The 15,736-nt window shown below is 68.0% G+C and carries 11 protein-coding genes; 8 read left to right on the top strand and 3 right to left on the bottom strand.

Going from position 1 to position 15,736, the window contains the following annotated elements:
- Positions 1-137: 137 nt before the first annotated feature.
- A complete protein-coding gene (gene rsgA / locus DPM12_RS04970) occupies positions 138-1,238 on the bottom strand; it encodes a ribosome small subunit-dependent GTPase A (RefSeq protein WP_112257201.1) in 1,101 nt (366 codons plus the stop codon).
- Positions 1,239-1,372: 134 nt separating this feature from the next.
- On the opposite strand from rsgA, the gene DPM12_RS04965 reads away from it, so the two are divergent.
- The 4 genes from DPM12_RS04965 (at position 1,373) to cobA (ending at position 7,046) form a co-directional block, all read left to right on the top strand.
- Complete coding sequence (locus DPM12_RS04965; protein WP_211658454.1) at positions 1,373-3,037, top strand: acyl-CoA dehydrogenase family protein; 1,665 nt, start codon at positions 1,373-1,375, stop codon at positions 3,035-3,037.
- Positions 3,038-3,317: 280 nt separating this feature from the next.
- Entirely contained in the window at positions 3,318-4,982 is a 1,665-nt protein-coding gene (locus tag DPM12_RS04960; RefSeq protein ID WP_112257199.1) for a nitrite/sulfite reductase, read from the top strand.
- Positions 4,983-5,130: 148 nt separating this feature from the next.
- Positions 5,131-5,826, top strand: a complete 696-nt coding sequence (locus tag DPM12_RS04950; protein ID WP_112257197.1) for a phosphoadenylyl-sulfate reductase — start codon at positions 5,131-5,133, stop codon at positions 5,824-5,826.
- Positions 5,826-7,046, top strand: a complete 1,221-nt coding sequence (gene cobA, locus DPM12_RS04945; RefSeq protein WP_211658452.1) for a uroporphyrinogen-III C-methyltransferase — start codon at positions 5,826-5,828, stop codon at positions 7,044-7,046. The genes DPM12_RS04950 and cobA overlap by 1 nt, the downstream gene beginning before the upstream one ends.
- Positions 7,047-7,223: 177 nt before the next feature.
- On the opposite strand, the gene DPM12_RS04940 is transcribed toward cobA, so the two are convergent.
- Positions 7,224-8,357 carry a M14 family zinc carboxypeptidase gene (locus tag DPM12_RS04940; protein WP_164465292.1) on the bottom strand — a complete coding sequence of 378 codons (1,134 nt, stop codon included), beginning with the start codon at positions 8,355-8,357 and terminating at the stop codon, positions 7,224-7,226.
- A gap of 390 nt (positions 8,358-8,747) precedes the next feature.
- Positions 8,748-9,002 carry a Smr/MutS family protein gene (locus DPM12_RS04935; RefSeq protein ID WP_112257194.1) on the bottom strand — a complete coding sequence of 85 codons (255 nt, stop codon included), beginning with the start codon at positions 9,000-9,002 and terminating at the stop codon, positions 8,748-8,750.
- Between the two features lie 285 nt (positions 9,003-9,287).
- Between DPM12_RS04935 and DPM12_RS04930 the strand changes: the two genes are divergently transcribed.
- From DPM12_RS04930 to DPM12_RS04915, 4 genes are read left to right on the top strand one after another with little or no spacing between them, the layout of a single operon-like run.
- On the top strand, positions 9,288-10,538 hold the full coding sequence (locus tag DPM12_RS04930) for a glycine cleavage T C-terminal barrel domain-containing protein (RefSeq protein ID WP_112257193.1): 1,251 nt from the start codon (positions 9,288-9,290) through the stop codon (positions 10,536-10,538).
- Between the two features lie 26 nt (positions 10,539-10,564).
- Positions 10,565-11,485, top strand: a complete 921-nt coding sequence (locus DPM12_RS04925) for a methylenetetrahydrofolate reductase (protein ID WP_112257192.1) — start codon at positions 10,565-10,567, stop codon at positions 11,483-11,485.
- Positions 11,469-13,166: a formate--tetrahydrofolate ligase gene (locus tag DPM12_RS04920; protein ID WP_170313664.1), complete on the top strand. Its 1,698-nt coding sequence runs from the start codon at positions 11,469-11,471 to the stop codon at positions 13,164-13,166. Before DPM12_RS04925 ends, DPM12_RS04920 begins: the two co-directional genes overlap by 17 nt.
- Before the next feature lie 27 nt (positions 13,167-13,193).
- A complete protein-coding gene (locus DPM12_RS04915; RefSeq protein WP_112257191.1) occupies positions 13,194-15,728 on the top strand; it encodes a GcvT family protein in 2,535 nt (844 codons plus the stop codon).
- The last annotated feature ends 8 nt before the right edge of the window (positions 15,729-15,736 follow it).

Genomic DNA, 15,736 nt, shown 5'->3' with positions numbered 1-15,736 from the left:
GGATGTCGCGGTGTGGTGATCGGCCGTTCGGATGATTTTCCCTGGCGAGAGGCCCATGCAGGGGCGGCGAGCGCCGGAGTTGACGGCCGCGTGGCCAGCTACCGGTCGTGCGGCCAACCAGCCGATCGCGTAGCCCGCTACCTGCCCCGCGCCCGGTAGTGCTGCCGCAGCGCCTTCGCGCGCCGTTTCGAGCGCGCGAGCTCCTCGCGCCGCAGCCGCGCGTCGGCCCGACGGGCCTGGTAGGCGGCCTCGCGCCGGAGCTTTCGCCACCGGGCCAGCCGATCCTTGTCGAGTTCGCCGTCGCCGGCGGCAGCGAGCACGGCACATCCCGGTTCGGCCTCGTGCGCGCAGTCCCGGAACCGGCATTCGCCGGCGAGCTCGTCGATGTCCGGGAAGGCATCCGCGATGTCGTCCGGGTCGGCGATCAGCCCGACGGCGCGCAACCCCGGCGTGTCGATGACGACACCATGGCCGGGTACCACCACCAGTTCCCGATGTGTCGTGGTGTGCCGGCCCTTGCCGTCCCGGCCGCGCACCTCATTGGTGGCCATGACGTTCGCACCGGCGATCGCGTTGACCAGTGTCGATTTCCCAGCACCGGATGGCCCCACGAACGTCATCGTCACGTCTGGCCCCAGCCGTTGACGCAGGGCGGTCGCACCGTCGTCGGCAGTCGCGTCGACGGCGAGCACGTCGACGCCGGGCGCGACGGCGACGACCTCCTCGCGCATGCGCTCGGGATCGGGCACGAGATCCGCCTTGGTCAAGACCACCAGCGGTGTCGCTCCACTGGACCAGGCGAGCACCAGCAGGCGCTCGATGCGGCCGAGGTCGGAGTCCGGGTCGAGATGCTCGACGATGACGACGAGGTCGACGTTTGCCGCGACGACCTGCCCGTGCGAGGTTCGGTTGGAGCTGTCGCGGGTGAGAACGGTGCGGCGCGGCAGGATGGCCTCCAGGGTGAGCCGCCCGTCGGGCCAGCGTGCGATGGCCACCCAGTCGCCCGCCGCCGGGTGCTGCGTGTGATCGGCGGCTGCGGCGGCGAGAACGCTCCCGCCGTAGGTGACGTGCAGTGTCCCGGCGGCGCCGAGCACATCCACGCCGCCGCGTTCCACGCGCGCGACGCGGGCGGGTACATGCGTGCCGCGATACGGCAGAAACTGGTGATCGTGTTCGGTGGACCAGCCCAGATCGGTGAGCCGGTACGCGCTGGTGGACGGATTCAACCATTCGGACATGGCAAACTCCCTGGGAGCGGCCGACCTCTGGGACGCTACCGGCGGCGGCACGGAACGCGCGAGCGAATTTCACTCGGGTGGGTGACGGGTTTTCACCCGGGCGGATGGCGGCCGACCTGCCGTACGGTTGTGGCGTGGGCTCGACACACGCCGTCACCAACCAGCCGCCACCGCTCGCCGAGTACGACGTGTTCGGCGCCGACGCCGCTCTCGTCGAGGCGTTCCACCGATACGGCGACGGCAATCGATCCCGGCTGCACGAGCTCGGCACGCTCGCGGGTTCGGAGCGGGCGCAGCAGTGGGCGTGGCAGGCCGACCGTAACCCGCCGGCGCTGCGCACCCACGACCGCTACGGGCACCGCGTCGACGAGGTCGAGTTCCACCCGTCGTATCACCGTTTGATGGAGATCGCGGTGGAGTACGGCTTGCACGCGGCCGCGTGGTCGCCGTCCGGGTCGCCATCGGGCGGTACGCACGCCACCCGGGCAGCCGGTTTCCTGGTGTGGAGCCAGGTGGAGGCCGCACACATGTGTCCCATCTCGATGACGTACGCGGCGGTGCCGGCGCTGCGGACAGACCCGGAAATCGCGGCGAGCTGGGAGCCCGGGTTGACGTCGACGAGCTACGACCCCGGGCTTCGCCCGCCCGGGCGCAAGGCCGGCGTGCTGGCGGGTATGGCGATGACGGAGAAGCAAGGCGGCTCCGACGTGCGGGCCAACACGACCTCGGCCGAGCCCGGCGCGGACGGCTGGTTTCACCTCACCGGGCACAAGTGGTTCTGCTCGGCACCGATGAACGACGTGTTTCTCGTGCTGGCCCACGCACCCGGCGGGCTGAGCTGCTTCGTCGTTCCCCGGATTCGCGACGACGGCTCGCGCAACCCGTTCCGGATCCAGCGGCTCAAGGACAAGCTCGGCAACCGGGCGAACGCGTCGGCGGAAATCGAGCTGGAGGGCACGTCGGCCCAGCTGCTGGGGGCCGAAGGGCGGGGCGTTGCCACCATCATCGAGATGGTCGCTGCCACCCGGCTGGATTGCGTGCTCGGCTCGTCCGCGTTGATGCGCCGCGCCGTCGCGGAGGCGAGCTGGCATGCGGCACACCGCAGCGCGTTCGGCACCAAGCTGACGGATGCGGCGCTGATGCAGGCCGTCCTGGCTGATCTCGCGATCGAGTCGGAAGCCGCGACCGCTCTCGCGATGCGCCTGGCCGCCGCCGTTGACCGTCCCGGCGATCCCCACGAGCGGGCGCTGCGCCGGATCGGCCTTCCCCTGGCCAAGTTCTGGGTGTGCAAGCGCACCCCACACGCCGTCGGCGAGGCGCTCGAATGCCTGGGCGGGAACGGCTACGTCGAGGACAGCGGCATGCCGCGGCTCTACCGGGAAGCGCCGCTGAACTCCATCTGGGAAGGCGCGGGCAACATCCAGGCGCTGGACATGCTGCGGGTGTTGTCCCGCGAGCCGGAGGCCGTCGACGCGTGGCGTGCGGAGGTGAGCGACGTGGCCGGCAGCGACGACACTCCCCCGGCGACGGCCGAATCGCTGCGTACGGCGCTCTCCGAGGTAGAGGTGCTGCTGCGGGACGCCGCCGCCGACCGCGAGGCGGCGCTGCGGCGAGCCCGCGTGCTCGCCGCACGCATGGCGGTCTTGCTCCAGGCGTCGTTGCTGATCCGTTTCGCGCCGGCCGAGGTGGCCGACGCCTTTTGCGCCACCCGGCTCGATGCCTCGCACGGCGTGTTCGGCCTGCTTCCGTCCGCCGTGGACGCACGCGCGATCGTCGACCGCGCCACGCCCACGCGCTAATCCGACACCATGTGAGACACGGTGGTCCATATATTGAACGCCATCTCGTCGTGTCCCTCGCCGCATGCGACTATAGGGGCATGTTGCACGCGTCGATACTGTTCCTCGTGGTCCGGCGCCACGTGGACTACCGTCGCGTCTCGAGCATGATGTGTCTGGCCTGCTGACCCGCCGCCCGTAGATCATCCCGGGCGCTCGGACGTGTCGGCTTTGAGGTCACCGTCGATCTGACCCGCGCGCGGACGTGCGTCCCCGACCCTCTCGAGGACGAGATACTTCTATGCCACGCAGTCAGGTAGATATCCCACGCCGCTCCCGCGGCGAGGGGCAATGGGCGCTCGGACATCTGGAACCGCTCAACCCCAACGAGCGGACCAAGCGTGACGACGACGCGCTGAACGTCCGCGCCCGGATCGAGAACATCTACAGCAAGAAGGGCTTCGCCAGCATCGATCCCCAGGATCTTCGGGGACGTTTTCGCTGGTACGGGATTTACACGCAGCGTCGTCCCGGCATTCCCGGCGGCAAGACCGCGGTCCTGGAGCCCCAGGAGCTCGACGACGAGTACTTCATGATGCGCATCCGCATCGACGGTGGTGCCCTGTCTACCGAACAGCTGCGGGTGATCGCCGACGTGTCCACCACGTATGCACGAGACACCGCTGACGTCACCGACCGGCAGAACGTGCAGCTGCACTGGATACGAATTGAGGACGTCCCGGCCATTTGGGATAAACTCGAGAGCGTGGGTCTGTCCACGATGGAGGCGTGCGGCGATGCGCCGCGCGTCGTGCTCGGCTCCCCCGTTGCCGGGATCGCCGCCGACGAAGTCCTCGACCCCGCGTGGGCCATCGAGGAGATCCAGCGCCGCTACATCGGCTCGCAGGAGTTCTCCAACCTGCCGCGCAAGTACAAGACGGCCATCAGCGGCCTGCCTGACGTCGTCCACGAGACCAACGACATCGCCTTCGTCGGTGTCCACCACCCCGAGCACGGCCCCGGGCTCGACCTGTGGGTCGGTGGCGGTCTCTCCACGAATCCCAAACTGGGCAAGCGGCTCGGCGCGTGGGTTCCGTTGGAGGAGGTTCCCGAGGTGTGGGCCGGCGTCACCGCCATCTTCCGCGATTACGGCTACCGGCGGCTGCGGCACCGCGCCCGGATCAAGTTCCTCATCGAGGACTGGGGGCCCGAGAAGTTCCGCGAAGTGCTCGAGTCCGACGACTATCTCGGCCGCGCTCTCATCGACGGGCCGGCTCCCCCGGTGCCGGCCCAGCAATATGATCACGTCGGTGTGCATCGCCAGCACGACGGGCGCTACTTCATCGGTGTGGCGCCGCTGGTTGGTCGGGTGTCGGGAACTATGCTCGGCAAGCTGGCCGACATCATCGAGGCACACGGGTCGTACCGGCTGCGGACCACGCCGCACCAGAAGCTGGTGATCCTCGACGTCGACGCCGATGCCGTCGAGCCCCTGATCGCCGAGCTCGACGCGATCGGCCTGCAGGCCCGTCCGAGCATCTTCCGTCGCAACACCATGGCCTGTACCGGCCTCGAGTACTGCAAGCTGGCGATCGTCGAGACCAAGGGCCTCGGAGCCGACACGGTCGCCGAGCTGGAAAAGCGGCTCTCCGACGTGCACGACCAGCTCGACGTGCCCATCACGGTGAACGTCAACGGCTGCCCGAATTCGTGTGCCCGGATCCAGGTCGCCGACATCGGCCTCAAAGGCCAGATCGTCAAGGACGAGGAAGGCTTCCAGGTGCACCTCGGCGGTGGCCTGGGCCTCGATGCCGGGTTCGGGCGCAAGCTGCGGGGGCACAAGGTCACGGCGGCGGAACTGCCTGACTACATCGAACGGCTCGTCCGGCGCTTCATCGACCAGCGGGAGCCCGGCGAACGATTCGCGCAATGGGCAGGCCGCGCGGAGGATGCGGATCTGAGATGAGCGAGACGCGCGCGGCTATCCTGCACTGTCCGTTCTGCGGAGAGGAAGACCTGTTTCCCGTAGAGGAAGACGGTGGCTGGGAATGCCGATCCTGTCTGCGGGTATTTTCCGTGAAGATGCTCGGCCTATCGACCCGAAGGAGTAGGTGATGACCATCACCACTACCGAGCCGCTCGAAGAGCTCGCCCTCGACGCTGCCCGCCAGCTCGAAGGCGCGCCCGCTGGAACGATCGTGCGGTGGGCATACGAGACGTTCGGTGACAAGTTCGCCGTGACGGCGTCCATGGCCGACGGCGTGCTGTCGCACGTGGCAGCCCAGGCGGTGCCCGGCATCAAGGTGCTCTTCCTGGACACGGGGTACCACTTCGCCGAGACGCTGGGGACACGTGATGCGATCGCGGCGGCCTACAACATCGACGTGGAGAACGTCACCCATCCCATGCGGGTGCCCGAACACGAGGCCGAGTACGGCAAGCTCTACGAGACCGACCCCGACCTGTGCTGCGCCATCCGCAAGGTCTGGCCGCTGGATCGCGCACTCGCCCCATACGAGGCGTGGGCCGGCGGGGTGCGCCGTGCCGAGTCGCCAACCCGGGCCGACACCCCGGTGGTGGCCTGGGACCCCAAGCGGCGCAAGGTCAAGGTGAACCCGCTCGCCACGTGGACCGACGACGACGTCGAAGCGTACATCGCGAAGCACGACATTCTCGTGAACCCGCTGAAACAGGTCGGCTATCTCTCGATCGGCTGTGAGCCGTGCACCCGGCCCGTCGCCCCCGGCGAGGACCCGCGTGCGGGGAGATGGGCCGGACACACCAAGACCGAGTGTGGGATAAATATCTAGTGCACCGATCGTCCGGTGACCGCAACGGCACCGACCACCAGAAGTACGCGCTGCTTCTCGATCTCACGGGGCGGCGCGTGGTGGTCGTTGGCGGTGGACCGGTGGCCGCGCGCAAGGCCAGCCCCCTCGTGGACGCCGGCGCCGATCTCGTCGTGGTCGCCCCGGCACTGTGCGAGCCGCTCGCCGAACTCGTCGCCGATGGCCACGCCCGCTGGGAGCCGCGCCAGTACCGCCCTGGCGATCTCGACGGTGCCTGGCTCGTGCACACCGCAACCGGCGAGCGCGACGTCGACAGCATCGTTGCCGACGAGGCGGAAACCGCGCGGATCTGGTGTGTGCGCGCCGACGACGCCGGCGCCGCCTCGGCCTGGACGCCGGCCGTCGCCCGGGTCGGCGACGTGCTCGTCGCCGTCAGCGGCGGTGGCGACCCCGGGCGCGCGAAGGCGTTGCGAAACGCCGTACAGACCGCGCTCGAAACCGGCGACCTGCCGCTGCGCCACCTGCGGCCGCGACGCTCGGGCTGCGTCTCGCTCGTCGGGGGCGGTCCCGGCGACGCCGGGATGATCACGACGCGTGGGCGCCAGCTGCTGGCTGCCGCGGACGTCGTCGTGTTCGACCGGCTCGCGCCCCACAGCCTGATCGACGAGCTGGACGACGACGTCGTGACGGTCGATGTCGGCAAGACTCCCGGAAACCATCCGGTTCCGCAAGACGAGATCAATCGGTTGCTCATCGAACATGCGGAATCCGGCGCACATGTCGTCCGCCTCAAGGGTGGTGACCCGTTCGTACTGGGGCGCGGCGGCGAGGAAGCACGGGCGTGCCACGACGCCGGGATACCGGTCGAGGTGGTGCCCGGTGTCACCAGCGCCGTCTCGGTTCCCGCCGCGTTCGGGATCCCGGTCACGCACCGTGGCATCTGCAAGCAGTTCACGGTGGTTTCCGGACACGAGGGTCTGGACTGGCCATCGCTGGCGTCCAGCCAGGGCACGCTGGTGTTCCTCATGGGCGTGTCGCTGCTCGCCGACACCGCCACCCACCTGATCGCCGCCGGCATGGACCCCTCCACCCCGGCGGCCGTCATCGAGGATGGCTACGGTCCGCGCCAGCGGCTGACCACGGGAACGCTCGACGACATCGCCGACCGTGCTGCTGCCGTCGGAGCGAAGCCGCCGGCCGTGATCGTCGTCGGCGACGTCGTCACCCTCGCGTCCGGCTAACCCCACCACCCCGCTGCTTCCGAATGATCATGTTTGGTACGTTTTCTTGGGCCGTGACACGGCTGTAGACGTGTTACGGCCCGAGAAAACCTCGTAGGGCTAGCGGTGTTGGGCCTTCGTGCAGACTGGCACGGCCTGGCATGGCCCGAGGCGGCCTGGCACGGCCCGGGCGGCTGATCAGAAAACGCACTGCTGCGGGAACGTCGAGCATTGCGTAATCGGCTCCCCGCGCGGCGGAAGGTCCGCCCAACGGCCGGGATCGACGTCCGCAAGACTGCCGTTGGCGATCGCGTCGGTCACGGCCCGCAAGCTTTCCACGTTCTGTCGCACCAGGTAGCCCCGGCTCTTCTGGCCAATGCCGCCCCGCGTCTCGAAGAACATCGCCTTCGACTGCCAGCCGGCGTACTCGCCGTCGGGACCGGGTGCGTCGAGCATGGCCGCGGAGATGACCCCTTCAGGGATGTTGATGTAGGGATACCGAGTCACGTTGACCGCCCCGTTGCGCCCGGCCGCGTCGGCTGCCACGACCGCCATCTGGCGCACCGCGTCCCACTGCTCGTCATCGAGCATTCCCGGGTCAAGCGAGATGCCCATGGAGAACGTGGTCATGTCGTCGGAGTCCCCGGAGTAGTACGTGCCCTGGTGATGGATGTCGATCATGTAGTGCGGCCGGAACTCCTCCCACAGATACCAGTGCGCCTGCGACTCCACGGCCCGGTGCTGCGTGTAGTTGTCGAAGACCGAATCAGGTAGCGGCGGCTGGCCACGTTCCTCGCGGATCTGGTTGACCAGATCGAAGGTGTCCCGATCGACGCCCCAGTCCCGGTTGAGGTCGATACCGTGCGTGGTGTCCTGGCGAATGTACGCTTCGTAACCGTCGGGGTTGTACAGCGGGATGATGACGAACGTGATCTCTTCGAGCACCCGCGTCGCCTGCTTGCCACCGGCCGCCAGGTGCTTCAAGAACGCGAGTGACGCCTCGGCACCGTAAGGTTCGTCGCCGTGGATTCGGCCCTGGACCCACACCCGCTTGTCACCGGAGCCGATGTACGCCGCACGTAAGGCCCGGCCCTCCCCGCTTCGGCCGAACTCCTCGACCTTGACGTCGCCGTTGCTCCGGGACTCGATCGCGAAAAGCTCCTCCTGGACGTCGTCGTAGCTCAGCATCGCCGAACGATTGGGCTCGCCCTGCTCTGGCGGCACGTGCGGCCCACCGGGCGTGCCAGCAGACGCGCCAGCGGCTGTGCCAGCGGAGGCGGACACGGCGACGCCGCCGGTGCCGACCACCAGCGCGACGACGAGTAACCACACACGCAGTATCAGAAGGTGACGGCGTGGACCCCGCATGGATATCCCTTCCTCCCGACCAGCCCGAGGACATATCTGATGAATGATGCTGTATAGCAGCGTCGATCACTGAGCGTCAATGGGCCAGTGGTCTACCATTTAGTCCGGCGTGCGCTCGGGTTCGGTGACAGACGTGCCTGTCGATTCGGGCTCCAGGGTGAGGTTCAGATACTCGGCGACGACGTCGCGGTGTCGCGGCAACAACGGTGTCGGGGAACAGCGGCGTGCCGGGGAACAGCGGCGTGCCGGGGAACAGCGGTGTCGCGGTAACAGGTCTTCTCGGGCGATAACACGTCTACAGCCGTGTCACGGCCCGGGGAAACGTACCAAACATGATCATTCGGAAGTAGCGGGTTACTTCCATTTGAAGTGGACGAAGATCCGGCCGAAGTTGTCGGAGTCCTTCTCCACCCGGTGGTAGAGCGCCTTGATCTCCTTTTGCTGGAGGAACCGCAGGACCCGCTTCTTCAACTGGCCCGACCCCTTGCCCGGAATGATCTCCACGGTCTTCGCCTTGGTGGCGACTGCCTCGTCGATCACGTCCCGTAACCGCCGGTCAATCTGGTCCCCGCGGTTGTAGACGTCGTGCAGGTCCAGCTTCAGCTTCACGCCTCCGATCGTCCCTGGAGAGCGCCCGCGGCACAAGTCGATCCTCGCCCCTGGAGAGCGTCCACACCACAAGTCAATCCCCACGCGCGGACCATCACGCACAGTGGCCCGAAATTCCCATCAGATTTCCTTGACGCTCCCTCTTTTACCGCGCCACACTGGAGTTGCGTAGTACAGAACAGTTTCTCAATACGCAACACAACCCTTCTACCAGCACCTTTGCAGGCCTATTTTCGCCTGTCCAGGTACCAAACCCACACCTGCGAACCTCACCAAGGGGGCGACATGACCGACCTACTCGGACACCAGTTCACGGAGACAGCGGTCACCGCACCGCCCGCCACCGCACGGACTCCGACCACCGCGCCGAGCCCGCAGATCCTGCTGTACACGCGGCTGCGGAAGTCTCCGTATTTCTGGAAGTCCCGCGCCCATGGCGTCGCGATGTACAGCGTGTATAACCACACGTACCACCCCCGGCACTACGGCGATCCGGTCGCCGAGTACTGGCACCTGCTTGACAGCGTGACGCTGTGGGATGTCGGTGTCGAGCGCCAGCTGGAGATCTCCGGACCGGACGCGTTCGACTTCACCAACATGCTCGTCCCCCGTGACCTGCACAAGTGTGCTGTCGGCCAGTGCAAGTACGTCTTCATTACTGCCCCCGACGGCGGGATCATCAACGACCCGATCTTGCTGCGGGTCGACGAGAACCGCTTCTGGCTGTCGCTGGCCGACAGCGACGTGCGGCTGTGGGCGATGGGCCTGGCGCACACCGGCGGCTGGGACGTCGAGATCAAGGAGGTCGACGTCGCGCCCGTGCAGGTGCAGGGACCGCGGTCCAAGGAGGTCATGGTCGAGCTGTTCGGCGAGTCGGTGCTCGACATCTCGTACTACTACCTGCGGCCGTACACGCTCAACGGGATGGATGTCGTGGTGAGCCGTACCGGCTACTCCGGCGAGGTCGGCTACGAGATCTACCTCTACAACGCCAGCCGGGACGCCGATCAGCTCTGGGACGCCGTGTGGCAGGCCGGCGAGCCGTACGACATCCGCCCCATCGGGCCGTGCCACATCCGGCGCATCGAAGCGGGCATGCTCTCCTACGGCAGCGACATCACGCTCGACACCAACCCGATGGAGGTCGGCTACGACTACCGGTGGATGGTCGACCTCGATCAGGAGGCCGACTTCATCGGCAAGGACGCGCTGCGGCGGGTTCGCGAGACCGGAGTGTCGCGCCTCATGGTGGGCCTGGAGATCGGCGGGGACCCGCTGGGCTCGTACAACGACGGCTCCATGATCGAGCCGTTCGAGGTCGTCGAACCGTCGGCGACGCACCGCGCCAGCATCGGCCGCGTGACAAGTGCCTGCTACTCGCCACGCCTTGAGCGCAACATCGGGCTTGCCATGCTCGACATCGACTTCACCCAGCTCGGCACGAACGTCGTGGTCGAGACTCCGTCCGGGCCGCAGGCCGGGGTGGTCGTCGAGAAGCCGTTCGTCGATCCCGGCAAGCGGACTCCGAGGTCCTGACCGGCCCGTGAGTGACGTCGAGGTCGATGATGAAGCAGCTCGCACCAGGGGTGAAGCGGTGGCGGCAGACGCTGCTGAGTAACCCGCGCTTCGAGGTCCTTCCGGTGGCGGGTGCGCTCGAGCGCGTCACCCGGTTGCCGGCCGGGGCGACGGTCACGGTGACCGCTTCGCCCCGGCGCGGCATCGAGGACACGATCGCGTTCACCGAGACGCTCGCCGCACGCGGATACGCGGCCGTCCCGCATCTCGCCGCGCGCCAGTTCAGCGACGAGACGCAGCTGACGAACGCCCTACGACGCCTGCACGATGCCGGCGTCGACGACCTGTTCGTCGTCGGGGGCGACGCGTCCGCCTCCGACGGCGCGTTTCCGGACGGCCTGGCGTTGCTGAAGGCGATCGACGCCTCGGGATACCGCTTCGGCCGGATCGGGGTGCCGTCCTACCCGGAGGGCCACCCGCAGATCGACGACGACACCCTCTGGGAAGCTCTGCGAGCCAAGCGACCCTACGCCACGTACACGGTGACGCAGCTGTGCTTCGATTCTGACGCGATCGGCCGGTTCGCGGCCTCGACCCGGATGCACGGGTTCGATCTTCCGATCGTCGTGGGTGTTCCGGGAGTGGTCGCACCCGCGAAGTTGCTGCGCATGAGTTTGCGGGTCGGTGTGGGGGATTCCTTGCGTTTCGTGCGCGGGAATCGTTCGATGGCGCGGCGGCTACTCACGCCGCGCGCCTACCGGCCCGACGGGATCGTTCGTGGCCTGGCCGGGCAGATGGCCGAGGGCCGGGTCACGTTGGCCGGGCTGCACATCTACACGTTCAACGAAACCTCCGCGACCGTGCGCTGGCTCGAGCAACGCCTCGGGCACGCCGCGGACGAAGACATACCCGCACACGTATACAAAGACGTACACGAAAAGAGGCCCGCCGATGACCATGCCGTCTGACCTCATGATCTCCCGGGGTGCAGCACTCCGGCCGATGGAGCGCATCGCTGCGGAGATGGGCATCGGTGACCATCTGCTGGAACCGTACGGCCACTCCGTCGCCAAGATCTCGCTGGATGCGCCCGACGAGCTCTCCGACCGGCCCCGGGCCCGCTACGTGGTGGTCACCGCCGTGACGCCGACGCCGCTGGGCGAGGGCAAGACCACAACGACCGTCGGGCTCGGCCAGGCATTCGGCGTGCTGGGCCAGTGCGGTGTCGTCGCCATCCGGCAACCGTCGATGGGACCCACGTTCGGCATCAAGGGCGGCGCGGCCGGTGGTGGATATGCCCAGGTCACGCCCATGGAATCGCTGAACCTGCATCTGACCGGTGACATGCACGCGGTCACGGCCGCGCACAATCTCCTGGCGGCCATGGTGGACAACCACATCCACCAGGGAAACCACCTCGGAATCGACCCCCACTCCATTACGTGGAACCGGGTCATGGACGTCAACGACCGCAACCTGCGCCAGATCGTCACCGGCCTGGGTGGCCGCGCCGACGGCACGCCCCGCCAGACCGGGTTCGACATCACCGCCGCCAGCGAGGTCATGGCCGTACTCGCGCTCTCGACGTCCCTGCGTGACCTGCGCGAGCGGCTGGGCCGGATCGTCGTCGGCTACACCAAGGACGGTGAACCGGTGACGGCCGAGATGCTGCGTGCGGCCGGAGCGATGGCGGTGATCCTGCGCGAGGCCCTCAAGCCGAACCTCATGCAAACGGTGGAGCAGACACCCGTGCTCGTGCATTGCGGCCCGTTCGGCAACATCGCGCACGGCAACTCGTCGATCATCGCCGACCGTATCGGCATCCGCGCGGCGGACTACCTCATCACGGAAGCCGGATTCGGCGCCGACATGGGGGCCGAGCGCTTCTTCAACATCAAGTGCCGCGCGTCCGGGCTGGTACCCGACGCCGCGGTGATCGTGACCACGGTGCGGGCGTTGAAGGCACACTCCGGGCAGTACCGCATCGTCGCCGGACGGCCGTTGCCGGACGAACTGCTGGAAGAGAACGTCGACGACGTGCTGGCCGGTGCGGTCAACCTGCGCCAGCAGATCGCGAACGTCCGCGCGCACGGCGTCACGCCGGTGGTTGCCGTGAACTCGTTCCCCACCGATCACCCCAGCGAGCAGCAGGCAATCCTGGACGTCGCCGCCGAGGAAGGCGCCCGCGCCGCGGTGAGCACCCACTTCTCCGGTGGTGGCAAGGGCGCCGTGCAACTGGCGGAGGCCGTCGCCGACGCGTGCGAGGAGCCGTCGTCGTTCCACCACCTGTACGACACGGAACTGCCGCTCACCGAGAAGATCGAAACGATCGCCCGGCGCATCTACGGCGCCGATGGCATCGACGTTGCCCCCGCGGCCCAGCGCCAGATCGACACCTACGAACGAGCCGGATTCGGCAACCTCCCGATCTGCATCGCCAAGACCCACCTGTCCCTGTCCGCCGACCCCTCGCTGAAGGGTGCACCTCGGGGGTGGCGGCTGCCCGTCCGGGAAGTACGCGCCTCGGCCGGTGCCGGGTTCGTCTATCCCATCTGCGGGGACATGCGCACCATGCCCGCGCTCTCGTCGTCGCCCGCGGCGGAAACCATCGATATCGACCAGGACGGAGAGATCATCGGGCTCCGGTGATCTCCCCACCGGAGGGAGGACGTCGTCATGAACACCAAGACACTGCCGGAACGAGCGGACGTCGTGGTGGTCGGCGCGGGAATCGTAGGTAACTCCCTCGTCTATCACCTGGCGGATCAGGGATGGGACAACATCGTCCTGATCGATAAAGGACCGCTGCCCGACCCGGGCGGCTCCACCGGGCACGCGTCGAATTTCATCTTCCCGGTGGATCACTCGAAGGAGATCACCGACCTGACGCTCGACTCGATGCACCAGTACGCCAAGCTCGGCGTGCTCACGACGAGCGGCGGGATCGAGATCGCCCGGACCGAGGAACGCGAGGAGGAGCTGCGCCGGCGGATGGCCTCGGCCACCTCCTGGGGTATCGATGCCGAACTGGTGAGCGCCGCCCGGGTGGCCGAGCTGGTGCCGTTCGTCAACCGGGACATCATCCGGCTCGGTTTCTGGACGCCTTCCGCGGCGGTCGTCGACCCGCTTCAGGCCGGCGCGCTCATGCGCGAGCAGGCGAGCGACATCGGCAACGTGACGATCTCGGCGCAGACCGAGGTGCTGGACATCGAGACCGAGCGCGGCGAGGTGACGAAGGTACGCACCAGTGCCGGCGACATCGAGACGTCGACCGTGGTGGTCGCCTGCGGGGTGTGGAGCCCGCGGATCGCGCGCATGGCCGGCGCGACCATCCCCCTCACACCGCTGGTGCACCAGATGATCGACGCGGGGCCGATCCCCGAGCTGGCCGCGACAGGGGTGGAGATTGCCTACCCGATCATCCGGGACATGGACACCCTGATGTACGAGCGGCAGAACGGGCCCGATCTGGAGATCGGCTCGTATGCACACCGGCCCATCTTGCACGATCCGGACGACATCCCGTCGCTGGCGGCCGCCCAGCTCTCCCCCACCCAGCTGCCGTTCACGGCGCCCGACTTCGACCCGCAGATGGAGGACGCGCTGCAACTGTTCGGCAGCATTCTGGACCGCGAGGACGTCGGCGTACGCCACGCCATCAACGGGCTGCTGTCGTTCACCCCGGACGGCGGGCCGGCGCTGGGTGAGACGCCCGAGGTACGCGGGCTGTGGTCGGCGGCAGCAGTGTGGATCAAGGAAGGGCCCGGCGTGGGCCGGATGCTGGCCGAGTGGATGACGCACGGGGCCGCCGAGATCGACCTGCACGCCGCCGACATCGCGCGCTTCTACCCGAACCAGCGCACCCCGGCGCACATCCGCGCCCGGGCCAACGAGGGCTTCAACAAGATCTACGGCATCGTGCACCCGCGTGAGCAGTGGGAGTCCGCCCGTGGCGCCCGGCGCTCCCCCTTCTACGCCCGCGAACAGGCGCTCGGTGCCGAGTTCTTCGAGGTCGGCGGATGGGAGCGGCCGCACTGGTACGAGTCGAACCGGCACCTTCTGGAGGAGATGGCCGAGGCCGGCCACCAGTCCGTGCAGGACCGTCCCCACGAGTGGGACCAGCGGTGGTGGTCGCCGATCATCAATGCCGAGCACCTGGCGATGCGCGAGCGGGTGGCCATGATCGATCTGTCGGCGTTCGCCCACTTCGACGTTGCCGGTCCCGGCGTCGTCGATTACATGCAGAAGATGATCGTGGCTCAAGCCGACCGGCCGGTGGGGCGGCTGATCTACACGCCAGTGCTGGCACCCAACGGGGGCTTCCGCAGCGACCTTACCGTCATCCGCCTCGACGACGACCGCTACCGCGTCATCACCGGTGGTTCCGACGGTGCGCGGGACCGGGCATGGTTCAGCCGGAACCTGCCATCCGACGGCTCGGCCACCCTCACCGATCTGACGTCGGCCGTGTGCACCCTGGGGCTGTGGGGTCCGCGAGCGCGGGACGTGCTCTCGGCGGTGACCGACGACGACGTCAGCGGCGAGAGCTTCAAGTTCGCCACGGCACGGCACATCACCATCGGCACCATTCCCGTGCTGGCCCTGCGCGTCTCCTACGTCGGCGATCTCGGATGGGAGCTGCACGCACCGTTCGAGCAGGGCCTGGCCCTGTGGGACATCATTGCCGAGGCCGGTGCACCGTACGGCATCGTGCCCGCCGGGATCGGTGTCTACGGCACCACGGGCCGCATGGAGAAGGGCTACCGGCTCATGGGCGCCGAGTTGACGTCGGAGTACACGCCGGTCGATGCCGATCTCGGCCCGCGCAAGATCAAGGATGCCGACTTCATCGGCAAGGAAGGCTACCTGCGGGCGCGCGAGCACGAACGCATCGCCGTCATGTGCACTCTCACCGTGGACGATCACCGCGATTCCCTCGGTACCCGCCGCTTCCCGCAGGGTGGCGAGCCGATCCTCACCCCCCACGGGGAACGGATCGTGGACCGGTTGGGCCGCCCGTCGTACGTGACCAGCGCCGGCTCCGGGCCGTCGGTGGGCGCCTACCTGCTGATGGCCTACCTCCCGGTCGAGCACGCCGTCGAGGGCAACCGGCTCCTCGTCCAGTACATGGGCGAGCGCTACCCGGTCACGGTGGCCCGGGCCGGCCGCACGCCCCTGTTCGACCCCGACGACACCCGCATGAAGGCGTGAGTGACATG

This window comes from Phytoactinopolyspora halophila (genome assembly GCF_003287285.1).
In the GTDB taxonomy this organism is placed as follows: domain Bacteria; phylum Actinomycetota; class Actinomycetes; order Jiangellales; family Jiangellaceae; genus Phytoactinopolyspora_A; species Phytoactinopolyspora_A halophila.
The sequence above is the reverse complement of the archived record's forward strand: the minus strand, read 5'-3'. Positions and strand labels throughout refer to the sequence as shown.

Bases quoted from the DNA above. Each gene is read 5' to 3' on its own strand.
- DPM12_RS04950 (WP_112257197.1), top strand. From the start codon at position 5,131: ATGACCATCACCACTACCGAGCCGCTCGAAGAGCTCGCCCTCGACGCT.
- DPM12_RS04960 (WP_112257199.1), top strand. From the start codon at position 3,318: ATGCCACGCAGTCAGGTAGATATCCCACGCCGCTCCCGCGGCGAGGGG.
- DPM12_RS04915 (WP_112257191.1), top strand. From the start codon at position 13,194: ATGAACACCAAGACACTGCCGGAACGAGCGGACGTCGTGGTGGTCGGC.
- DPM12_RS04925 (WP_112257192.1), top strand. From the start codon at position 10,565: ATGATGAAGCAGCTCGCACCAGGGGTGAAGCGGTGGCGGCAGACGCTG.
- DPM12_RS04930 (WP_112257193.1), top strand. From the start codon at position 9,288: ATGACCGACCTACTCGGACACCAGTTCACGGAGACAGCGGTCACCGCA.
- rsgA (WP_112257201.1), bottom strand. From the start codon at position 1,238: ATGTCCGAATGGTTGAATCCGTCCACCAGCGCGTACCGGCTCACCGAT.
- DPM12_RS04920 (WP_170313664.1), top strand. From the start codon at position 11,469: ATGACCATGCCGTCTGACCTCATGATCTCCCGGGGTGCAGCACTCCGG.